The organism is Occallatibacter sp. (assembly GCF_035317045.1).
GTDB lineage: Bacteria > Acidobacteriota > Terriglobia > Terriglobales > Acidobacteriaceae > Telmatobacter.
Window position 1 is genome coordinate 37741 of the sequence record NZ_DATHHT010000029.1, and the last position, 23094, is coordinate 60834.

General features: G+C 56.8%; 15 protein-coding genes. 6 read left to right on the forward strand and 9 right to left on the reverse strand.

What is annotated here, in order from left to right:
- Positions 1 to 155: 155 nt before the first annotated feature.
- On the forward strand, positions 156 to 1328 hold the full coding sequence (gene dnaN / locus VK574_RS14480; protein ID WP_472800563.1) for a DNA polymerase III subunit beta: 1173 nt from the start codon (positions 156 to 158) through the stop codon (positions 1326 to 1328).
- A 575-nt stretch (positions 1329 to 1903) separates the two neighbouring features.
- Here the strand turns inward: dnaN and VK574_RS14485 are convergent.
- Entirely contained in the window at positions 1904 to 2299 is a 396-nt protein-coding gene (locus tag VK574_RS14485) for a hypothetical protein (protein ID WP_472800682.1), read from the reverse strand.
- Here VK574_RS14485 and VK574_RS14490 point away from each other — a divergent pair.
- Positions 2214 to 2720, forward strand: a complete 507-nt coding sequence (locus VK574_RS14490) for a choice-of-anchor D domain-containing protein (RefSeq protein WP_472800564.1) — start codon at positions 2214 to 2216, stop codon at positions 2718 to 2720. The genes VK574_RS14485 and VK574_RS14490 overlap by 86 nt on opposite strands.
- Positions 2721 to 2885: 165 nt before the next feature.
- On the opposite strand, the gene VK574_RS14495 is transcribed toward VK574_RS14490, so the two are convergent.
- On the reverse strand, positions 2886 to 3743 hold the full coding sequence (locus VK574_RS14495) for a sugar phosphate isomerase/epimerase family protein (protein ID WP_472800565.1): 858 nt from the start codon (positions 3741 to 3743) through the stop codon (positions 2886 to 2888).
- Between the two features lie 308 nt (positions 3744 to 4051).
- Between VK574_RS14495 and pgi the strand changes: the two genes are divergently transcribed.
- Positions 4052 to 5716 carry a glucose-6-phosphate isomerase gene (gene pgi, locus VK574_RS14500; protein ID WP_472800566.1) on the forward strand — a complete coding sequence of 555 codons (1665 nt, stop codon included), beginning with the start codon at positions 4052 to 4054 and terminating at the stop codon, positions 5714 to 5716.
- 33 nt (positions 5717 to 5749) lie between these two features.
- On the opposite strand, the gene VK574_RS14505 is transcribed toward pgi, so the two are convergent.
- The 3 genes from VK574_RS14505 to VK574_RS14515 form a co-directional block, all read right to left on the reverse strand.
- A complete protein-coding gene (locus VK574_RS14505; RefSeq protein WP_472800567.1) occupies positions 5750 to 6028 on the reverse strand; it encodes a hypothetical protein in 279 nt (92 codons plus the stop codon).
- A gap of 104 nt (positions 6029 to 6132) precedes the next feature.
- On the reverse strand, positions 6133 to 7359 hold the full coding sequence (locus VK574_RS14510) for a hypothetical protein (RefSeq protein WP_472800568.1): 1227 nt from the start codon (positions 7357 to 7359) through the stop codon (positions 6133 to 6135).
- Between the two features lie 245 nt (positions 7360 to 7604).
- The gene (locus tag VK574_RS14515) at positions 7605 to 10187 is read right to left on the reverse strand and encodes an amylo-alpha-1,6-glucosidase (protein WP_472800569.1); all 2583 of its coding nucleotides are present in this window, start codon (positions 10185 to 10187) and stop codon (positions 7605 to 7607) included.
- A 602-nt stretch (positions 10188 to 10789) separates the two neighbouring features.
- Here VK574_RS14515 and VK574_RS14520 point away from each other — a divergent pair.
- Positions 10790 to 14350, forward strand: a complete 3561-nt coding sequence (locus tag VK574_RS14520; RefSeq protein WP_472800570.1) for a TonB-dependent receptor — start codon at positions 10790 to 10792, stop codon at positions 14348 to 14350.
- A 100-nt stretch (positions 14351 to 14450) separates the two neighbouring features.
- Here the strand turns inward: VK574_RS14520 and accD are convergent, their stop codons facing one another.
- Positions 14451 to 15332: an acetyl-CoA carboxylase, carboxyltransferase subunit beta gene (accD, locus tag VK574_RS14525; RefSeq protein WP_472800571.1), complete on the reverse strand. Its 882-nt coding sequence runs from the start codon at positions 15330 to 15332 to the stop codon at positions 14451 to 14453.
- Positions 15333 to 15504: 172 nt separating this feature from the next.
- On the opposite strand from accD, the gene VK574_RS14530 reads away from it, so the two are divergent.
- Positions 15505 to 16287, forward strand: coding sequence for a hypothetical protein (locus VK574_RS14530; RefSeq protein ID WP_472800572.1), 783 nt, complete (start codon positions 15505 to 15507; stop codon positions 16285 to 16287).
- Positions 16288 to 16363: 76 nt separating this feature from the next.
- On the opposite strand, the gene VK574_RS14535 is transcribed toward VK574_RS14530, so the two are convergent.
- The 3 genes from VK574_RS14535 to VK574_RS14545 form a co-directional block, all read right to left on the reverse strand.
- Positions 16364 to 17866, reverse strand: a complete 1503-nt coding sequence (locus VK574_RS14535; RefSeq protein ID WP_472800573.1) for a DUF4139 domain-containing protein — start codon at positions 17864 to 17866, stop codon at positions 16364 to 16366.
- Positions 17867 to 17958: 92 nt separating this feature from the next.
- Complete coding sequence (gene cobO / locus VK574_RS14540) at positions 17959 to 18495, reverse strand: cob(I)yrinic acid a,c-diamide adenosyltransferase (protein ID WP_472800574.1); 537 nt, start codon at positions 18493 to 18495, stop codon at positions 17959 to 17961.
- A 96-nt stretch (positions 18496 to 18591) separates the two neighbouring features.
- The gene (locus VK574_RS14545) at positions 18592 to 19041 is read right to left on the reverse strand and encodes a 23S rRNA (pseudouridine(1915)-N(3))-methyltransferase RlmH (RefSeq protein ID WP_472800575.1); all 450 of its coding nucleotides are present in this window, start codon (positions 19039 to 19041) and stop codon (positions 18592 to 18594) included.
- Between the two features lie 418 nt (positions 19042 to 19459).
- On the opposite strand from VK574_RS14545, the gene VK574_RS14550 reads away from it, so the two are divergent.
- The gene (locus VK574_RS14550) at positions 19460 to 23023 is read left to right on the forward strand and encodes a carboxypeptidase-like regulatory domain-containing protein (protein WP_472800576.1); all 3564 of its coding nucleotides are present in this window, start codon (positions 19460 to 19462) and stop codon (positions 23021 to 23023) included.
- Positions 23024 to 23094 lie beyond the last annotated feature (71 nt).

Sequence of the window (23094 nt, forward strand, 5' to 3'; positions counted from 1 at the left end):
CAAAGGCAAGAAACAGCAGCGGTTTCACGCCGTCGCAGGTGTAGTGTAGGCTTGGGCCAAGCGGGCTTACGGCGTAGATCGCGACGGTTGGAAGCAAATTGGGGGTCTGGTTTGCCGGTCGCGGGAGCGATGGAGACCAGGATGGAGTGGGGACTATGCCGATTGTAGAAACTGAAGTTGAAAAGCCGGCAACACAGGGGGCAGCGATGGAGATTACCGTAAGCCGCCAGGAACTGGTGAAGGAACTCACCGCGACGCAAAGCGTGGTCGAGCGCAAAACAACGATTCCCATCCTGTCCAACTTCCTGATCGAGGCCGAGGGCGACCGGCTGAACATTACGGCGACTGACCTTGACCAGGCGATAAGGACCAGCGCCGCTGTGAAGGTGAAAAAGCCGGGATCGTGCACCATTCCCGCGCGCAAGCTTTACGACTACATCAAGCTGCTACCCGATGGCGATATCTCCATCAAGCTGCTTGAGAATCATTGGGTCCAGATTCGCTCCGGCCGCTCCAACACCAAGATGGTCGGCATGGCGCGCGCCAACTATCCGCAGGTTCCCGAGTTCCCCGCCGTCTCGGTGACGAGCATTCCAGCCGTGGCATTGAAGACGTTGATCGCTCGGACCATCTTCGCGATTTCAAACGAAGAGTCGCGCTACACATTGAACGGAGCCCTCCTGGTGCTGAAGGCTGAATCGATTGCCATGGTGGCGACCGATGGCCACCGGCTTTCGTTCGTTGAAAAACCCGGCGAAGCCATGGAAGGCATCAGCGGCGAAAAGCGCGTGCTCATTCCGCGCAAGGCGCTGCAGGAGTTGCAGGGTTTGTTGTCGAATACCGACGTCGAGAAAGTGGAGTTCGCCGACGACGAACACACCCTCTTCTTCAAGGTTGGCCATCGCACTCTGAGTACGCGGCGGCTCTCAGGCCAGTTCCCCAACTACGAAGCAGTGATGCCGCGCGACAACACGAAGTTCGCGGTGGTGCGATCGAGCGAGTTGTCCAGCGCCATCCAGCGCGTGGCGCAATTTGCAGATGAGCGTTCCGGTGCAGTCCGGCTGCGGCTCGAGGGCAACGAACTGAAGATCAGTTCACAGTCCACCGAAAGCGGAGAAAGCGAAGACACCATCGATACGCCCTATTCAGGTGATCCGATCGTGGTCGGCTTCAACTCGACCTACATCATCGATTTCCTGAAAGCCCTGGGGAACGAGGGCGAAGTGCGGCTCGAGTTCAAGGACTCGCAAAGCGCCGGCCAGATGCGCCCCGAAGATCCCGACGCCGAGTATCGGTCGCGGTATGTGCTGATGCCGATGCGGATCTGAGGCACTGAATCTCAGAAAAAAGAAGTGCTGCAGCAAGAAGAACGACGACGGCCATGGCAGCGATGTCACAGGCCGTTTTGTTTTGGTGTGAAGTTCATCACATTTTTGGGGGTTCTTTCGGATGCCGGATGCCAGGTGCGAACCTGAGTCAACGAGGTAAAAAATCACCCACTTAAAGGAGTTATGTTATTTAGTTTCAAATATATACAATGGATGATTTGCCTTTTGCGACTAGTGACACTAGAGTAATATCTAATGTACTAATGTTTCTACTTTAGTTAGACCCTTTTTAGATCGCGTCAAGCGACCGCTCGTCAGACACAAAACGACGCAAAACCCGTTTGCCAATTTAACTCGTGCCTGCCCGAGCCACGCTCGGCGCGCGCGCACCCGCGCGTGCAATGAAGGGAATTTTTGTCGATGTGTATCGTTAAAGCTTTTTTGGGGATCCGTAGCTTCTCCACCTTCTCTATCAACAACTTCAGAAAAAACCTGACAATCCTCATCCTGTTGGCAGCTGCAGCAGGAGCTTCAGCGGCGCCTGCACTGAACCGCATTTTGTGCGCCTCAAACGCCTATAGCGGAGCATCGACAGACGCATGCTCGATATCTCTGACGTCGACGAGTAGCAGGTGGCTCCATGTGACTCTGACAAGCAATAATCCGGCGGTGACGGTTCCCAGTAGCGTGGTCGTGAGATCAGGGGCAACGACCGCCGGATTCAACGCAACCGTGGCCAGCGTCACAGCAAAGCAAGTGGCGACAATTACCGCAGTGGTGCACGGAGCATCAACGGCATTCAACATCACCGTTTCGCCTTCCACTTCCACGGGCACAGCGGCTCTGAGTGTGAATGGAACGTCACTCGGATTTGGGAGTGTGCTCGTGAATACAGCTGTATCGCAGCCGGTGATATTGAGATCGACGGGAACAACACCGGTAACAGTGAACTCCACGAGTGTGAGCGGCATCGGTTTTTCGGTCTCAGGGGCAAAACTGCCTGCCTCTTTGAATCCGGGGCAGTCACTGACGCTGAATGTACAGTTCGATCCGGCAGCAACCGGATCGTATACCGGCCAGTTGACCCTCGGTAGCAATTCGCCGACAGATTCAACCCTGACGGTGTCCCTGAGTGGTGCGGGAGACGCGCACGAGGTGAATCTGACCTGGAGCGCACCGAGTGATTCGAGCGATTCAATCACGGGCTACAAGGTGTATCGCGCGTCGGGTGGCACAAGTTCGTTCGCTGTGGTGGACTCGACGGATACGCAAACGGCCTATACGGATTCGGGCGTCCAGAGCGGACAGAGCTATAGCTATTACGTGACAACCTTGGACTCTTCGGGCGTCGAGAGCGACCCATCTAACACGACAACTGTGACCGTTCCATAGATTCGAGCGCGGCAGATTCGAATCCGAGCCTGCCGGACCTCATTTCGTCCAATCGGCCACATCAGGGTAGGCCACTGGTTACCCTGTTTCGTCTGACTGAAAGGAAGCGAGCATGACTATCCATCGCTACGATGGCGTTGAGTGGTGGGCAGAAACTCGGAAAGCTCAAACCTTGATCAGAAACTGATAAGCCTGCCGGACGGCTCCCACTTCGTCGCCGCTCGCCGTCCCATCCTGCTCTATGAAGATTTGCTTTACTCCTGCCCTGTTTAGTGCATCCAGCATCTTTTTCCAGTTCGTTGTTCCCCGTCCGAGGGGTGCGTACTTCGGCCAGTTGATCGTGACCGTTGGCGTGAACGGACTTGCCCATTCCTTCACGTGGGCAAGTTCAAATCGATGTGAATACTTCTCAAGATAAGGATAGGGATCGCCGCCGCCGGCGATGAAATTTCCGGTATCAAATTCCATGCCCACTACCGCGGGATCGGTGAGGCGCAGCATTTCATCGAGCGCTACGATCTCGCCGTACTTCTGCGCTTCAATGTTGTGGTTGTGATACGCAAACCGCATGCCCGCATCGCGCACTCTGGCTCCGATCACATTGAATCGTTCCGCGCTCCATCGAAAATCTTCAAGCTCGATGTGTTCGAACGGATTCCCTGATTTGGGCTTGCCCGAGGCCGACAAACTGCCGGGTTTGATCGACGGCACGGCAGCAATCATGTACGGCATGGCAACCTCGTGGCAGAAATCGATCATGCGGCCGACTTCGTCGTCAGACATGCTGGCCAACAGGCAATGCGCACCGCTTGCGGTGAGTCCTGCATTCGCCAGGCTGGCGCGAACTTCTTTCGCCGCACGCCCATAGAATCCTGCGAATTCAACGTTCTTGATGCCGATTGCCGCGACCTTTGCGAGCGTGCCGTCGAATTCCTTGGCCAGCAGCGAGCGAAGAACATAAAGCTGAACGCCAAATTGATTCGGACTATAGTCAGAGGCCTTTGCAAATCGAGAGGATGCCATTGCGAGTGCTCCCATTGCGCCTGTTGCCACGAAATCGCGTCGCGAGATCACCTGTTGCCTCCCCGTCGAACCACTTCCGAATGATACGGAGACGGGCGCGACTTCCACAAGAATCAGCGAGACATCGGATTCGATTCTGTCCACAGAGCTCTTTCGCTCGCAGCGACGATAATGGGTCGTGCGGAATGAATTTTGAAACGGCACCGAAAATCAGGCATCCGAAGTAGAGAATCCGTTGTGCGGAGCCATGCCACTTGGCCGACCTGTGACGGACGCTTATTCGTGAAGCCACAAATTGGAGGATGAAGATGGCAAAGGCTGTGAAGAGCCCGAAATTCAATATCAAGATAAAGCCACTGACGAGTCTGAAGGCATGGAAAGACTTGAAGACTCACGCGCGTGAAGTTGCCAAGGTGCACCTGCGCACCCTCTTTGCCGACGATCCAAAGCGCGGCGAGAAGCTGACAGCGGAAGGTGTCGGCCTGTTTCTCGATTACTCCAAGAACCGCGTCACCGACGAGACCATCAGAATCCTTCTCGCGCTGGCGGAAGAATCAAAACTGGTTGAGCATACCGAAGCCATGTTCAGCGGCCAGAAGATTAACATCACTGAAAAGCGTGCCGTGCTGCACGTCGCGTTGCGCGCGCCCAAGGGCCAAACCATCATGGTCGACGGCGAAGACGTCGTTCCCAAGGTGCATGAAGTGCTCGACCGGATGTCGGCCTTCTCCAACCGGGTGCGCAGCGGCGAATGGAAAGGCCACACCGGCAAGCGCATCACGAACGTGATCAATATTGGTATCGGCGGCTCCGACCTCGGTCCGGTGATGGCCTACGAAGCGCTCAAGCACTATAGCGATCGTGCCATGACCTTCCGCTTTGTTTCGAATGTCGACAGCACCGACTTCGCCGAAGCCGTGCAGGGCCTCGATGCTGAAGAAACGCTCTTCATCGTCTCCTCCAAAACTTTCACCACTCTCGAGACCATGACCAATGCCCAAACTGCGCGTGCGTGGCTACTAGAAAAACTCGGCGGCGATGAGTCCGCAGTTGCCAGGCACTTCGTCGCTGTGTCGACGAATGCCGGCGAAGTGACGAAGTTCGGCATTGATACCGCCAACATGTTTGGCTTCTGGGACTGGGTCGGTGGCCGCTACTCCATGGACTCGGCCATCGGGCTGTCAACGATGCTGGCGATTGGCCCCGAGAACTTCCGCGCCATGCTCGACGGATTCCACCAGATGGATGAGCACTTCCGCACCGCGCCCTACGCGAAGAATTTGCCCGTGCTGCTGGCTCTGCTTTCGGTCTGGTACACCGACTTCTTTGATGCGCAGACCATCGCCGTCCTGCCCTACGAGCAGTACCTCAAGCGCTTCCCGGCCTATCTGCAGCAGCTCACCATGGAAAGCAATGGCAAGCATGTGACGCTGAAGGGCAGAGAGATTCGCTACAACACAGGCCCGGTCTATTGGGGCGAGCCGGGGACCAACGGCCAGCACTCGTTCTATCAATTGATTCACCAGGGAACGCGGCTCATTCCATGCGACTTCATCGCGTTCTACAAGACGCTCAATCCCCTGGGGCGCCATCACGACATTCTGATTGCCAATGTGTTCGCGCAGACTGAGGCGCTGGCCTTCGGCAAAACGGCTGAGCAGGTGAAGGCGGAAGGAACGCCGGATTGGCTCGTGCCGCATCGCGTCTTCGAAGGCAATCGCCCGTCCAACACAATTCTTGCGGACGAACTGACGCCCGCAGTCCTCGGCAAACTGGTTGCCCTCTACGAACATTGCGTATTCACGCAGGGAGTGATCTGGCAGGTCAATTCATTCGATCAATGGGGAGTCGAGCTCGGCAAGGCGCTGGCGCAACGGATCATTCCTGAGCTTGAAAGCCCCGCAGAGCCGCAGCTCGCCCATGACAGCTCAACCAATCACCTGATCAACGGATATCGCAAGCACAAGAAGTGAATCCCGAGGGATTAAAGGGGGACACTGCAGGCCCTATTCGCTCTTCGACGGAGCCTGCAATCCCTCGCGCCACCACGAAAATCCCAGCCATGCCATCACGATGAAGCTGACCGCCACCAGCACAATTGCCGCGATCAGAAGCGGTAGATAGTTTGGATGGTTGATGTAAAACAGGCCGATGGGCAGCGCAACGCCGTAGACGATGACGAGAAACGCGCCGGCTAGCACCCAGACGCGTAACTTCAGCTGTCCTCTGCGCGCGGCATCCCGCAACACGATGAAGTCCCAGATAAGCTTGAACAGCTCAAACACGTCGACCTCCATTCAGGCAGGGAACCCGCTTTTCTATTGATGGTTGCGTGATGGTTGCGAAGATCAGATCCTCACGCGGCAGATCTGGCCTTCGCAACTTCTGTTCAATTCGCCGGGATCAACTCGATCCAGCTTTCGCGACCGGGATCGACCACGCCGTTCGGGTCGAATGTTGGATCGTCATTCAAGACCACGCTGTTTTTGTCCGACGAAATCCAGTTGTGCGTGAATTGATTTGAGGTTTCGATCTTGCGGCCGGTGGTCGGATCGATAAAATCCTGGCGGTTAAGCGAATCCAGCACCTGCAGATGTGCAGCATGGTCGATCGCACCTTGCCTTTGGCTGTCGGCCGCCATCGCATGTTCGGTGCTTTCTTTCAGTTGAGCCTGCACATCGCGCCCGTGCTGCATCATTTGATTTGTCTGATCGGTGAAGTGCTGTTGAATCGCTTTGAATTGCTGGTCGCTTGCCTGCTGGTACCTGGCAAAGTTTTCTCGCATGCGCTGCGAGATTTCCTGATCCCAGCCCGGGTCGATCCGGGCGCCAGTGGGATTGCTCGCGATCAGTTCGTCCAGATGTCCCTTTGGCGCATGCTTGAAGTACGTACCGGCCGTGCCGCACGAGCGTGTCGTGCGCGCGGCACGATGCATCTGCGGGTAGGCTGGCGAACTGCTTTCCCGGCAGGTCAGCACTACACCAAGCTGTTCTTCCATGGGACGACCGTTCAAATCAAATTCAATCCGAATGCGCGCGGTGTCCATATACGTGCGCTCATTCGCACCGTATCTTCCGGCCATTTGCTGGTTTTGAGCCGCCAGCCCCTGCTTCATCTTGTCAGTCAGCGGCACAATGCCGATGATTTTTGCGTTGGGCTCGATCATCGGCACCGCAATGTTCAGCAGAAATCCCGCAGCGGTGTTGATGTTGACGGTATTGCACTTTGGCCCCAGCGGGCTGCTCCCGTCGCTGGCCCAACTCCACGAGACGCCGGGCAACTGGCCATATCCCGAAACCCCGTCCGGAGAAAGCGCAGTCGCCGTCAGCCCATCCGCCGGAGTCTCGGGTGCGTGGCAGCCGCGCGGACGCAGGATTGTACCGATGAACTTCCAGCCGACCGGCACGTCCAGTGTGAATGCCGTCGCGTTCAATGCGGGGTCCTTGATTTCCACGGTTCTTGTCTTCGACCAGGAAGCGGAAACCGCATGCGCGGAATTATTGCTTCTAGATTGCGCTGACGTCGTCCTCTCGACCCCGGCCTGTCCCTGACATCCCATGATGCCCATCAGCATCATGCCCATCGTTACCGCTTCTGTTGCGAGCCCGTGTTTCAAAAGTGGCCTCCGTCCTGCGAACCTGATAAAAAGTGAGCTGGCAATTTCTTGCGCATTCGCAATCCGGGGGAGAGCCTGGGTTGATGGATCACGTCTGAACTAATCAATTGCCGCTCTAATCTGTACGCGAGAACTCCATGAAAAGTGTGTCAAGGAGCGGGTGCTCGTCGTCCACCCTTCGGCAGATGCTTGAACCATACGCTCCTCGCGGGTTACAGAGGCACAGTTCCGGACAAAGCCACGCCTCACCAGGTAAGGGTGACGGTGATGGTCTTCCAGCCCTCGCCTGGCGGGAAGTTGATCGTCGCAAGCTGGATTCGCGGAATAGATTCACTTCCACTACCCGTTGCGGATTCAATTAGATCGGCTCCCTTCGCATGGATCGACCCCTTTTGCAACCGACTAAGGATCGTCAATTCGACTTGGGTTCCAGCGGGACCCTCGATCGTAAGCGTGAGTGTTTGATCTGAATACTGCTCGCTCAGCATGTGACAAAACTTGGTGCGGTCACCGGAACTGGGCATCTGGGAAGGCAAGCTCACCTCAACGGGGTGCCGCACAAGGCTGATTCCTCCGTCTGCAAGGGCGGCGGCTTGCGGCCCGACACTTCGGAGATGTATTCCCGATTTGGACGATCCTCGCTGCCAGATCAAGACTGCTTTGTTGGTCAAAGAGATTTTCAAATCGACAGTTTCATCGCCGACGTGCAAGTTTTTAATCTCGGCGTGATCCCACCCCGCCGGCAAATGCGGATTTACCGTGATCGTCTTCGTCTGCGCATCGATGCTGATTCCAAACATTCCGCGCAGAATCGGCGTAATCACCATTGCGCTCGACCACAGCTGGTGGCTCGTGCTTCGCCCAAACGGAACATAAAAATCTCCCGACAATAATTCCGTTGCGGCACCTAGATCCTGCGCCTTGGTCAGGTTCGCGTTCTCCATCAGCAATTGGTAGCCAGCCAGTGGCTGCCCGCCGCGATACTCCGCCAGCGCCGCCCAGCCCGTAAAGAGCGGCCACACCGACCCCTGGTGGTAGCTCGTGCCGTCGTAAATCGGCTCGGTATTGGCGACATCGCGGAGGCCCCAGTCCGTATTCAGTGCAGAGGCGGCAATCTGCGAAAGGCAACCGTCTGGTTGCGCAAGCACCGACTTCCCACCGGCTGGGTCCCACCAGGCCAGCGCTGGATACACCGTGCTGGTCCTGTCCAGCGAGCCATCTGCGTTGCGGCTGAAGGCATAGCAGTTCTTCTGCGCGTCCCAGTACTCGTCATTGATCGTTTTCGCCAGTTTGTCCGCGCGCCTCTTCGCCGCCTCTTCCTTTGAAGTGTCCTTCAACATCGACTCGATATACCCCATCGCGGACGACGCCTGCTGATCCAGCAGCGCAAGATAAATTTCCTGGTGCGGCATGCCTCCCGGCCAGCTTTCCACCCATCCCGTACCCTGCGAATTGTCGTAGATGCCGTCGTGGTCGGTATCATGCGCCGGATCTGTCTCGAATGCCCAAGCCTTCTCGATTGCATCGCGATGCGCCGTCAGAAACGCAACATCCCCACTCGACCGAACATAGTCGGCCACCGCCAGCAGGAACAGCGGCGTAGAATCGGCTGCCGCATACATATACGGAAACGCGCGCCAGTCGATCGCTGCTGCGGTCTGCGAATACTCGTGCATGATTTTGCCGTCTTCGCGCTGACGCCTGATCAGGAACTCGAGTTCCGACTTGGCCAGCCCAAAGTCGCCGTAGCCATTGATGGCGTACAACGTGTAGAGCGAGTCGCGTCCGAAGAACCAGCCGAATCCCGGCCGGGCAGAATCCCCCGACGCATAATAGCCGGCCACCAAAGCCGTCTCGTCGGTGGGAATGGAATGTGCGTCGACGGGATGAGCCTTCAGCTGCTCAATTGAAACCACAGCCCACTGGAACGCCTCATTGAGATCTTTGTCCGGCGTCTCGATCGACGTGGAACTCGCCAGCAATTTCTTGTAGGCGTCGGCATGCTCCTTATAAAGGTCCGGAATTCCTGCATTCAGCTTGGCCAGCGTCGCGGCGAGCGTCGCATTGGTGGCCGCATCCTTATTCATGCCTGCTGCCATCAGCAGCGGAAACAGCCGGCCGCGATCGCGCGCCGGGTCGATGTGCAGATGAAACTCCACTGGATGAACCTGTGGACGTTCCTGATAGGGGGCCAGTATTCCCGGCTGTGCGCCAGGGATTGCCACGGCGCCGGCGAGGTCCGGGTAGTCGGCGTGAAGAACGTAAAAGCCCCCGGGGCTCGATGGCGCTTGAGGATTCGGTGCAACCCACTCCACCCCCGGGACGCCTTCATTGCGCTCCGGCCACATCCAGCGCAGTTCCGGCGTGAAGCGAAAAATGAATTCTGTCGGGTGCAGGCAATCGAATTCGTAGAGCACTACCGGCCCGGTGCCGGCCTGCGCGCTATCTGGCGAAAACATGATCTGCCGGACCGTGAAGCCGATGTGGCTATAGGTGATGCTCGTGCGATCCGGACGCACTTCAATCGCGGCTGCCTGCTGGTTCACATCGATGGGAACGGTGTAGCCATCGATTTCGGCTTCAATAGTGAGGTGCGAGAGCAGCTTTACCGGAAGAACCCAGGCTTCGAAAACACCGTTCTGTTGGCCAAGCACCACCCCTCGCTCACCCGCAACGGTGAATGGCTTCTCGGTTTCGGCGTGTGCGCGGATCACCGGGCCAGCGCTGTCAAAGGGGATTGCGGGTACGGAGTTGAGAAAAGGTGTCTGCGCCAGTGTTGTCGTTGCAAGCAATAAGAAGGCAGTCCGGCTAAGTACGCGAAGCAGCATCGGTCTTGATCCTCTGGAAGCTTTTAAGAGGAATCAGTCTACGTCGTTGCCGCGAATCGCTGCAAAGCCGGTTTTCAATTGCAGTCTTCGATCGTTCAGGGATGAGGAAAACTGATCGGAATTGCGAGCCGAAAAGATGACCATATTCCTGATATTGAAGAAAAGGATATGCTTATACCGTTTTCCGTAGAGATTTGCTGAAAAGCGGATTCAGGGCACGTGCGGAGCCGTCTTCTGCGGGGGCATATCCAGTTAACTTATTGTAAATAAATAACATAAGAAGCATAACGTTACAGCGATACTTTGGCACGCCAATTGCACTCCACTATCCCAGACTTATCATTTGCTTCCCCATTTTTCTGTCCTTCTTGCTTTTTGGGCCAACCATGAGTAGCACTCTGGCCAACTTCCCTCTTCCCTGGCGGGTGCATTTCCCTGACCCGGTCCAGAGATAAGACAAGTTTCAATCCAAACGCGGTCTGAACGTGGACACAACAGAGCCGGCTCAAATGGCCCCCAGGTGCGGGAAATAGGCAAGCCAGCATGAGACCCCTGGCGCCGGCCCCGTAAGTCACAAAATCCAACTTCGAGGAACAATGGGTATGAGAAATCTGCCAAAGCTGAAAGTATTGGCGCTCTGCATCGTCCTGATCGGCGCATTGGGCATCGCCCACGCGATCGACGTTAAGGCGCGCATCAAGGGCACAGTGACCGACCCGCAGGGAGCCGTGCTGGCCGGTGTGAAGGTGACAGCAACCAATGAAGCAACCGGCGTGAAGTTTGACGCCCTTTCGGGCGCAGATGGCGGGTTTCTCTTCCCGCAGCTGCCGGTCGGTACGTACACGATCAACGTTACAGCCACAGGCTTCAAGGGTTTCACCGCGAAGGGCATCGTCCTCAATGTTGACCAGGAGTACACCGAGAACGCGAAGTTGAGCGTAGGCTCTGCGGCAGAAGTCGTTGAGGTCGCCGCCTCGCCGGTCCAGGTTGACACCAGCGATATTCAGCTGAGCAACGTTGTGGACTCGACCGAAATGACCGAGCTTCCCCTCATCGGCCGCGGATTCACCGGATTGGAACTGATCCTTCCCGGCGTGCAGGCTTCCAGCGACCGTTTCGGCAGCTTCTCAGTCAGTGGCGGACAGACACAGCAGTCGGAATTCCTCGTCAACGGCGCAGACACCAACGACATCGCACTGAACACCGTGGCTTTCAGCCCGAACCTCGATGCCATCGACCAGTTCAACCTGATCGACGGTCCGCTGAACGCGGAATATGACCGCAACTCGGGCGGCATCGTCAGCGCCACCATTAAGGAAGGTTCCAATCACTTCCACGGCGACGCTTTCGAGTTCTATCGCGACACGTTCCTCAACACCCTGAGCTACTATCAGAAGACTTTCAACGCCTCCACCGGACAATTCTCCGGTATCGTTTCGCCTTACCACCAGCACATCTTTGGCGGCACCGTAGGCGGTCCGATTCTGCATGACAAGCTCTTCTTCTTTGGCGCTTACCAGGGCATCCGTCAGCGTACTCCTCAGACGGGCGGCGCTGTCACAGTGTTTAACTCCGCTAACCTCGGCGGCGACTTCTCTGCGGATGACAATCCGTCAGCAGCCGGCACCCGTCCAGGCGCCACGGCCACCTGGGGACAATGGTCGGCCAATGCCATTCCATCCAGCGTCACGGTTCAAGGCTGCGCTACGGCAGGCGAAACCTGGGCACAGTGCGCATTTGACCTCGGCGGCAAGATTCCGACGTCAGCCTTCAGCACCGTGGCAACCAACCTCGCTTCGAAGTATATTCCCGCTCCAAACAATGGCACCTACGGCTTCAAGTTCAACCCCGTGACGGTGACAACGGCCAACCAGTACATCGGCCGCATCGACTACTCGATCAACACCTCGAATCAGATCACGGCGCTCGGCATCTACAGCAAGACCCCGACGACCGACACGCTTCCGTTTACGGGCGCGACTCTGCCGGGATTTGGCGACCAAAACACGACCCTGATTCAGCAATACACGGGTGACTATGTTCACCAGTTCAACTCAACCACGGTGAACGACTTTGCCGGCCACTATACCCGCTTCAACTTCGACGCGGTCGAGCCGCAGAACAAGGTTTCTCCGGCCAGCCTGGGCTTCAACATCAATCCAGAGGATGCGGCAGCAGCCAGCGTTCCCACCATCTCCGTCGGTGGCACCAATGTGAGCTTCACGCTCGGCTTCAGCACCAACGGTCCTCAGCCCCGCATCGACCAGGTCGCGCAGCTCGACGACAACCTGTCGAAGGTGGTCGGACGGCATACCTTCAAGTTCGGATATGACGGTCGCCGCTTCAACGTTCACAACCCATTCTTTGCCAATAACAGTGGCAGCTTCAGCTTCGGCAACACCGGCACGTATTCAACCGGTGATGGCGCGGTGGACTACCTCCTCGGTATCCCCACCACATATGCTCAGGGCAGCGGCGCATCCATCATCGCCGAAGCGTTCCTGAACTATGTATTCGCGCAGGACACCTGGAAGCTGACCGACAAGCTCACCTTCAGCTACGGTCTGGGTTACTCGATTGACACTCCGCTGCACGACCTCCAGTACGGCGGTTCGGGCATCGCGTGCGTCGTCCCCGGCCAGCAGTCTACGGTCTTCGCCAATGCACCCAAGAGTCTCGTGTACGGCGGCGACAAGGGCTGCACAAACTCCGGTTTGGCCAAGACAAAGTACTCTGAGTTCGGGCCGCGCATAGGCTTCATATACGCGCCCGACTGGGGAGCGATCTCCGGCGGCCCCGGCAAGTTCTCCATTCGCGGCGGATTCGGTATCTATTATGACCGCACCGAAGAAGAAACCTCCCTGCAGACCCTCGAGACGCCTCCCTTCGGTACCACGACGAGCGGCGCTGGCTTCATCACCGCGGCATCATTCGCCAATCCCTTCGTCGACCTCAACGGCGGCGGTTCTGTTGCCAACCCGTTCCCGTACACCTTCCCCAAAAAGGGCGACAACGTCGACTTCAATCCGCTGCTTCCGATCTTCAACATCAGCACGTACGGTAACGATTTCCGCGCACCCTATGCTGAGAACATCCAACTCAGCGTCGAGCGCGAGTTCCCGGCGCGCACTGTGGCTCGCTTGAGCTACGTGGGATCGCTGGCGCGGCATAACCAAACGGTCACTGATGCTAACCCGGTCACCCCTGCCGGTCACGCAGCGTGCGTTGCGGATACGACCTTCTGCAACAATCCGACGCAGGCCATCTATCGTGAAGAAGAGAGCTTCTTCTTCCCGCAGAACACACTGCTCAACGCCGGTGGAGACATCCTTGACATCGGTCTCGTCGGTTCGGGAGGCAACTCGAACTACCACTCGCTGCAAGCAAACATCGAAAAGGCGACCACGCATAACCTGTACTTCCAGCTCAGCTATACCTATGCACACGCACTCGACAATGCTTCCAGCTTCGAGAACTCCGGCTTTGGTTCTGCCAGCACACGCGGCTACAACCAGTTCGCACCTCAGCTGAACTATGGCGATTCGAATTTTGACGTTCGCCATCGCCTCGTCTTCTCGCCGATTTACGTCACCCCGTCCCTCCGCCGCTCGGCGGAATGGTACAACCCGCTCAACCTGGCACTTTCCGGCTGGGAAGTGAGCGGCATCGTAACCCTTGCAACCGGCTTCCCGTTCGACGTCTCGTACGCCGGCGCAAGCGCAAACTCGGAATACTGCCCGGACTTCACCAACTTCTATGCTTGCCCGGATGCTCCGAACCAGGTTGCTGCAGTGGCGAAGTCTGGAAATCCCCGCATCCGCCAACTCAACTTGCATACCCAGAGCGGTGCATACGTCAACAAGGGAAGCTGGGTCAACGAGCCACTGGGAACCTTCGGCACCTCCCGCCGCGACATCGCACACGGCCCTGGTATCAACAACACCAACATGGTCGTGGCGAAGAACATCTACTTCTCGTCGGACAAACAGAGATATGTCCAGCTGCGTATGGAGAGCGACAACGTCTTCAACCACACGCAGTTCGTGAATCCGGCCACGACCTGGAACGACACCGTGCTGACCAACCCGAACACCTCGTTTGGTTACATCAGCAGTACGGCGTCAGCTCGACTCACCCAGTTGGCAGCGAAGTTCTACTTCTAAGCCACGCTGCAACCAGAACTACAAGAGGCGCCTTCGGGCGCCTCTTGCTTTTGTGCAACATAATGGTTGCGTAACGATGCTTTAGGGATGCGGAAGGTAACTACTGCGCGGCAGCCTTCGTCTGCTCCGGCGTCTTCATGAATTCAAGCGCGCGGATCAAATAACTCTTCAAGCCGTGACGATGCACGACAGCGTCGAGGAATCCCTTCTCAAGAAGGAACTCGGAGCGCTGAAAACCTTCGGGAAGCTTCTGCCGGATGGTCTGCTCGATCACGCGCGGCCCTGCGAAACCGATCAGGGCTCCCGGCTCGGCGATGTTGAGATCGCCCAGCATGGCAAAGCTCGCCGTCACACCGCCGGTTGTGGGATCGGTCAAAACGCAGACATACGGCACGTGCGCATCGTCGAGCTGCGCCAGCGCCGTTGAGATCTTCGCCATCTGCATCAGGCTCACGACGCCTTCCATCATGCGTGCGCCGCCCGAAGCGGCAACCACAATCAGCGGCTTCTTCTCGTTGCGCGCGCGATCCACGGCGCGCGCGATCGTTTCGCCGACCACTGCGCCCATTGAACCGCCAATGAACCCATATTCCATGGCGCTGACCACGACCGCGTGCGGGCCCATCTGTCCAAGGGCGTTCAGGATGGCGTCGTCCAGCCCGGTGTCCTGCTGTGCCTTGCGCAGGCGCTGCTTGTAGGGCTTCACGTCGCTGAAGTTGAGCGGGTCCGTCGAGCGAAGGCCACCGTCCACAAGCTGGTAGCCCGGCTCGAGTAAAAGATCTAAACGCTGCCGCGCGCCAATCCTGAAGTGGTACTGGCACTTCGGGCACACGTTCATGTTGGCCTCAAGGTCGGCTTTCCAGATGGTTTGCCGGCAGCCAGGACACTTTACCCAAAGTCCCTCAGTGCGGACGCTCTTCTCTTCGTCGCCGTTGCCGCCGGGACCATCGAACTCGCCGTTCTCGCGTTTAAACCAGGACATAAGGCCTCAGTCATTGTAAATGGGCGGGGACGAGAAAGGGGTTTGCCCTTCAGGACTGCGCTGTGCAGACTGCAACTCTCTGGTTCCCTGCGCTAACAGGGTCCTGTACACTTCACTCGGTCAGATACTCCCCAGAGCACCGCTGGCTAAATATCACAACCGGAGAAAGTGAATGAACAAGAGATTGTGGAGCGTCTTTGTGGGGATCTGCGGGCTTTTGATGTTATCCCTGAGTGCTATTCCATCAGCTGCACAGATGTCAGAGGTCAAAGAGAAACCGGCAATGTATTCCTACGTCGCCAATTGGCAGATTCCTCGCGCCCAATGGGCCGCGATGGAAAAAGACAATGAGTCGAACAAGCCAATCCTGGACAAGGCCATGGCTGATGGAACCCTTGTGGGGTATGGCAACGATGAGAACCTTGTCCACGAGGCCGACGGCGAAACCCATGACAACTGGTGGGCGTCAATGTCAATGGCCGGGTTAATCAAGGTGCTGGATCAGTTTTACGCATCGGGCGGTACGTCTTCCCCCGCTCTCAACAGTGCCACAAAGCACTGGGATCTCATCTTCATGAGCAAGTATTACAACTGGAAGCCTGGTCCGTGGAAGAACGGCTACGTTCACGTTTCGTCTTACAAACTGAAGGCGGACGCGCCCAACGATGCGATCGAGATGATCAGCAAGCACCTGGTCGTTCCGATGCTGGAGAAGATGCTTGCCGACGGCTCTATTCGCGAATACGAGGTTGATACCGAGGCAATTCATACCGGCGCACCTGACAATTTCTGGATTGTTTATGTTGCGTCCAGCCCTGAGGGTCTGGATAAGGTCAGCGCGGCGATTACGGATTCCTTGAAAGACCACCCGTTTGCCGGTCCGGCTTTTGGTGCCATGACAGTTTCAAGCGCCCACCGCGATGAACTGTTGAGAGGGGAAGGAACCTACAAGTAGTTCCGTTTTCTACAAAGCCGCGAGCGGCGTGCAAAATGCCGCTCGCGGTCGAGCCACCCAGGGCTGTGTTATGGCGCTACCAGGTGTAGTGGACGGTGTACGTGAGCGTAGCCTCGCCCTTCGCCGCCACGGTGATCGGAAACTTCAGCGTGTGGCTGTCGAGCTTTTTGAAGTTTGACGACTTATCCGTGAGTTCCCAGTTCTCGCCTCGATACATGTGCTCGATCACCGCGACATTTACTGTCTGCTGCTTCTGGTTAGTCAGCTTGATCTCGAAGGTCTCATCGAGCATGTGCTTGTTGTAGTCCACGTGGAAGTCCGTCTGGCGCCGTGAGCCTTTCACGTCAAAAGCCGAGCCGGTCGGAATCTTCACCGTATCCTCGGCGGGTGTGTGGTTGATGAGGCTCTCTCCCACAAACTCCATCTGGCCGTCTAGGTCGCGGCGATACAAACGCACACGGCCGGCCGGAAGCGGCATGCCAAGGTGATTCGCTTCGCTGTTCTTGATCTCTTCAACGATCAGCACCTTGGTGTTCTCGCCGCCCAGGCCGTACCCCTGGTTCTGATTCACATTGCCGGCATAGATTGGCTGCATCTGTTCTGCGAGGCCGTCATAGAGATAGCTGCGCCGCATGCTCACGTTTGCCGCTTCGATAAACTGCACCTGCTTGGTCTCGCCATCGTGCAAAGCAACCGTGCGGTTGAGGTCGTAGAGGTGGAAATCGTCGAAGGCCTTCTGCGTGACCCCGGGCTGCGCCATATCCATCGCCTTGGCTTCCATCTGCATCATTCGGGCACCGTTGTATCCCCCCTGCTGTCCCTGAATCTTCGCGACGTCGCCGGCCATCAGCTTGATGCGCGCTTCAGGGAAGTCAGTACCCGATTGGTTGTGTATCGTCACCCATCCGAGCACATCCGCCTTTTCGTCAGCGGTAACGTCGGTGTTGTCAGGAGCGACGACGTTGTAAGTCGACTCCCAGCTCAGCCCGCCGGTAATATAAGCCAGCTCCGCATTGAAGTGATCCGAGGACCCGGAATTGATCTGCCAGCGCAGCGTGGGCTTCAGCAGCATCCCATCCGTTGTCGCCGGAAAGAGCGGCGTTCCGGGCAGTTGAAATTGCATCTTGCCGTCCACTTCAACCAGGGGCTGGGCGTTCTGGCCGCCAAGCTGTTGTCCGTCAAAGGTGTACTCCGGCGGGCGATTGTAGCCGGCGCGAATGATCTTGCCCTGCACAATCCTTGGCCCCGCAGGACCAAATATCTGAAAGTCGATGGTCTTGCCCTCATACTTCTGCAGCAGCCACTCCTGGCTCACGATGGCCGAGTCGTAGTTCTGCTCCACCACGTGCACTACGCGCTTGCCTGAGGGATCCCGCAGAACCACGGAGTCGGGTTCAAGGCGGCTGGTGACGCTGTCGGTCGTGATCTCGTTGATGCCGGCATGCAGATCGAGATCCAGAAAGGTGCGGGCAACCGCGAAGTTCTGGTTGTAGATGGTGAGCGCAACCGGTTGCGGCTGCTGCGCAGAGGCACTCAAAGCAAGAATGAGAATCGCAACAACAAGGGAATAGATCCGCACAATCTTCCTCCTGAAACTGGTCTTGGAACGCCCAGAAAGGAAGAACTTGCATTCAAAAGCTCAAGAAAGGAATCGAAAGGCGACTCTTTCGGTCAGTATTCGATGCCCCGCTGCGCCAGAATCCCTTTTTGATAGGCATGCTTCACTTCGCGCATCTCCGTGACGGTGTCGGCGATTTCCACGAGCGTGGGATGTGCGTTCCGCCCTGTCAGGATCACGTGAACCATCTCCGGGCGATTGCGCAGAGTCTCGGCGACTTCGGCTGGGTCGAGCATGCCATAGCCGATCGCGTAGTTGATCTCGTCGAGCACCACCATGTCCCACTCGCCGGACTCGATCGCCTCGCGCGCCTCTTTCCATGCCTCCTGCACCATTCGAATATCTTCAGGATCGGTCTCCGCCCCGCCCACCTTCACGAATCCGCGGCCCATCTGTTTGAGGACAAAGTTTTGTCCGAACGCCTGCGTGGAATCCAGCTCGCCATAATGCCAGGAGCCCTTGAGAAATTGCAGCATCAGCACCCGCATGCCGTTGCCAACGGCCCGCAGGGCCGTACCCATGGCGGCCGTGGTCTTGCCTTTGCCCGGGCCGGTGTTGATCAGGATCAGTCCGCGTCTTGATTCAGTCATGATTTAGTGAACAGTGAACAGTGTGCAGGGGACAAGGGTCCTTCATGTCTCAGGGTGAACGGCACTTTGAAGTCTCTGTCCACTGTTCACTTGCTTTCAGTGGCCGGAGTGGTAGGGGTGGCCTGTCAGGATTGTAAATGCGCGATAGAGCTGCTCGGCCAGCACCACCCGCGCCAGCGCATGGGCCAGCGTGAGAGGTCCAAGCGAAAGCAAAAGCGTCGCCCGTTTTCGCGCCGACTCCGACCAGCCATCCGCCGGCCCGATCGCGAAGACAATCTGCTGGGCGCCATTGTCGCGCCGCTTTCCCAGCCAGTCGGCGAAATCCTCCGAGGTCATTTGCTTTCCACGGCTATCCAGCAGGACACCCACGGCAGGCGCGCGGCGCTGTTGCCGGTCCATCCACTCAAAGAGCGCTTCCTCGCTGCGGAACGATTCAGACTGGCAGCGGGCGTGGGCTGCGCACCGCTCAAGATACATTGCGGTCAGCCCTTCCAGCGGATCCTTGGACGATGGACGCGGTCCAATGTGCGCCAGTACGATCTGCATGCTGCGAAGATACACGATCGCTAGCGAGAACCGGCCGCCTGCCTATCCGAAAGAGGATGGTTTGTGATTTTGCGGGAGTCTCTCTACAACTTCCCATATTTGCGTGTGATCTATATCACTCATTTGAATGGATTAAGCCTTTAGATTGCAAAATGAGACGGAGTTCTCCGTTTGGCATCTCGCATGCACTAAATAGCCGTTATAGACCCTGTTTATCTTGGAATGGTTTTCGTCACCTGCTTTCAGGTTGACGAAACCGAACCTTTATTCTTTGCTGTTTTTGGCCTTTTTTTTGACTGTTAATCGCGGAACGGACCTATCCCTCCCCAGCTAGACCCGAGACGCCGAGCGCGATAGCGGATCGGAACTCGTCCCCCCATGAGGTTCTCCGATCCATCGTCGATCCGGAGGATTTTCAATGCGATTTTCGCGATTGCTGCAAGTTGCTTCTTTGTCGGTGAGTCTGCTGGGCCTTTCTGCCTACGTCGCCTTCATCGGAACGCCGATGGCCCAGGCTCAAGCTGATCTTGGCGCCATCACCGGCGTCGTGACAGACGTGACCGGCGCGGTCATTCCCAATGCCGATGTCAAACTGACCAACGTGGCCACCGGTGCGGAAAGAGTTTCGGTCACCAACTCGAAAGGCGAATACGCGATCTCCCAGCTTTTGCCGGCCGGGTATTCGGTGAACTTCAGCGCGCCAGGATTCAACGCGGCGTCAGAGAACGTACAGGTCACAGTCGGTTCTTCAAATACGATCAACGTCAAGCTGGCAGTCGCTGGAGGAAGCACCCAGATTACTGTCGCAGCCGACGATTTTGCCGGCGTGCACCTTGAAAAGCCCGAGGTTGCCGCGGTCATCGAGACTGACCAGATCCTCTCCTTGCCTACCCTCGATCGCAATCCGTACAACCTTGTCGCCTTCTCCGGAAATCTCTCCGCCGATCCCACAGCTTCAGCGCGCGGTGTAGGATTCAACATTTCAGGATCACGCTCGACCTCGGTTGACATCCTGCTGGATGGCGCCGAGAACACAGACCTTTATGCTGTCGGCGTTGCCCAGACAGTTCCGATGGATGCCACCTCTGAGATCCGCATCGTCACCTCGAACTCCGGTGCAGAGTATGGCCGCGGATCAGGAGCTGTGAATGTCTCTACCAAGTCCGGAACCAATGGCTTGCACGGGTCAGTCTATGACTTCAACCGCATCTCTACGCTTGCATCGGCCGGATACAACAATAACTATATCCATGCGTTGAATCCCGATGTCGCTGCCAAACCGCGCTACACGCACAACCAGTTTGGATATTCGGTTGGTGGACCGATCAAGAAGGACAAGATGTTCTTCTTCTCCTCAACAGAATGGACGCGCATTCGCAGCAACCAAAATGAAATCGCGGTGGTTCCGACACCGGACCTGCTGGCGATGTCTGCCCCCAATATGCAGAGCTTCTTCACTACCTACGGAACGCTTGCACACCCTATCAATGGCACCACTTATACGGGCAGTTCCCCGGCGCTCAAGGCGGTTTTCGGCAGCGACATTTCAAAGCTTACGCCGCAGTTTCCCAACATCGGCACAACGCCGCTCTTCGGCGAAGTGATCTACCAGGCGCCCCAGGATTCCGGCGGCGGCGCGCCAGTCAATCAGTGGATCAGCTTCAACCGCGCTGACTGGAACATCAACGCGACCACGAATATGTTTGTGCGCTACATCCAGGAGAGCGCCATCAATCCTCCTGGCTACATCAACTACAGCCCCTACGCGGGTTACAACACTGATCAAACCCAGTCCAACCACAATCTTGAATTCTCACTCACCAAGGCATTCTCCAATACGCTTGCCTCGGCCACGAAAGTCCTTGCGACACGTTTCAACAATGGTCAGCCTCTGGGTGCCAAACCTGTCAGCCCCACGCTCTATGTAAACAGCACGACGGCACAAGCTCTGGGCGGGGGCTATATCAACTTCCCCGGCTATTCACAGCTTTCGCCGGGCAATGCAATTCCTTTCGGTGGACCTCAGAACTTCATTCAGGTGGGCGAAGACCTTGCCTGGGCCAAGGGCAAGCATCAAATATCTTTCGGCGGAAACTTCCTCTTCATCAAAGACAACCGTATGTTTGGCGCCTATGAAGAAGCAGTCGACGCCCTTGTTCAGAGTGGACACAGCAACGCTCTTGTCAACTTTGTGAGTGGCGGTCTCGGCTTCATGCAGGTTGCCGTCGACCCACAAGGCAAGTTCCCGTGCTCTATCGATCCAGCCACCGGAAACTATCTGGATACCTCTTCTTGCTTCATCAACATGCCCGTGAATTCGCCGAACTTCTCGCGGTCCAACCGCTACCAGGACGGCGCCGCATATGCATCTGATGCATTCAAGGTATCGCAGAAACTCATGGTGAACCTCGGTCTTCGCTGGGAGATCTATGGGCCGCAGCACTCACAGAAGCCGATCTATGATTCAAACTTCTTCCTGGGCGCCGGCAACTCATACATGGATCAGATCAGAACCGGAAAGCTGATGACTCGCGAAACCTCTCCGGATGGCCGTCTTTGGAATCTGAACAAAACCCAATTCGCTCCGAAGATCGGCTTTGCATTCGATCCCATTGGCAATGGCAAGACCAGTATTCGCGGCGGCTATGGCATCAGCTACGAGCGGAATTTCAATAACGTCACATTCAACGTCATCCAGAATCCGCCCAACTATGCCGTACTCTCCTTTACGCCGAGCGACAACAACAAGCAGAACATTCCGATCAGCAACAACAATTTTGCTCAGTTCGGCACTGGATCCGGAACCAAGCGCCTGCCAAACGTGACCCTTCGTGCCGTTGATACCAAAATCAAGCCGGCCTATGCTTCCAACTACAGCTTGTCCCTGGAGCACCAGTTTGGAGATACCACCGGGAGCCTCTCCTACGTCGGAACGCGTGGCATCCACAACTACTCCATCGCCAACCTCAATCGGTCGTTCTACGGGGCTGATTATCTTGGCGATTCCGCAGATCTACCCAACCGGCTCAACATGCAGTACTCGAATATCAACTTCCGCGGTGCCGATGGCGACAGCTACTATCACGGCCTCACGGCAGAACTCCGCAGCTCCAATCTCATGCGAACCGGCCTGAACGTGCGCGGCGATTACACTTACTCGCACTCAATCGATAACACCAGTTCGACGTTCACCGATGGCGGATCCAATAACGACAACCTCGGCTACCTCGATCCATTCAATAAGGCACTGGACCGCGGTTCATCGGACTTCGATCAGAGGCACCGCGTGGCCGCTGCGATCGTTTGGAATGTACCTTTCGGCAAGTCTCTCACCGGCCTGGCAAAATCGCTCGGTGACAACTGGACGATTTCGAGCACCTTCAACGCCCAGACAGGAACGCCGTTCAGCATCTTCGATTGCTTGTACGCAATTTCTGTATGCCCACGAGCCAGTTTTACGGCCCCACAGGTTAAGCACAGCACTCGCTCCATGAACGACATCAGTGGTTCGTATGGGCCGAACACGTATTCCTACATGTCGCTTCCTGACTATTACGACCCAGCCGGCCTCAGCCAGGATGCTTTCTATGTCAACCTTGCCAGGTACAACGAACAGGTAAATCCCAACGTCAACGCGTATTTTGGTGGCGACACACTATCGGCAGCCGACTATGCGGCCGGTAGCGACGTGCCGATCTGCGGCGGACTTCACAATATCGGATGCCGTTTCGTTTCCGGCATGACGGGACGCAACGCTTTCCGGGGACCCGGCTCCTGGGATCAGAACTTCGGTATCGTGAAGGACTTCAAAGTTCGGGAACGTTATGACATTCAACTGAAGGGCGAATTCATCAACCTCTTCAACCACGCCAACACTTACCTGAACCTCGGTGGCACGAACGACGTCTCCAGCTTCACCGACGTTCTAGCCTACAAGTCCGGCAATCGCAACACCGAACTCTCCCTGCACATCGCCTTCTAGGTTCTTTCAGAAGACGAACGAAAATGCTGGCCGCAGCCCTCGAAGCCGCGGCCAGTTTTTCAGCTCTGGTT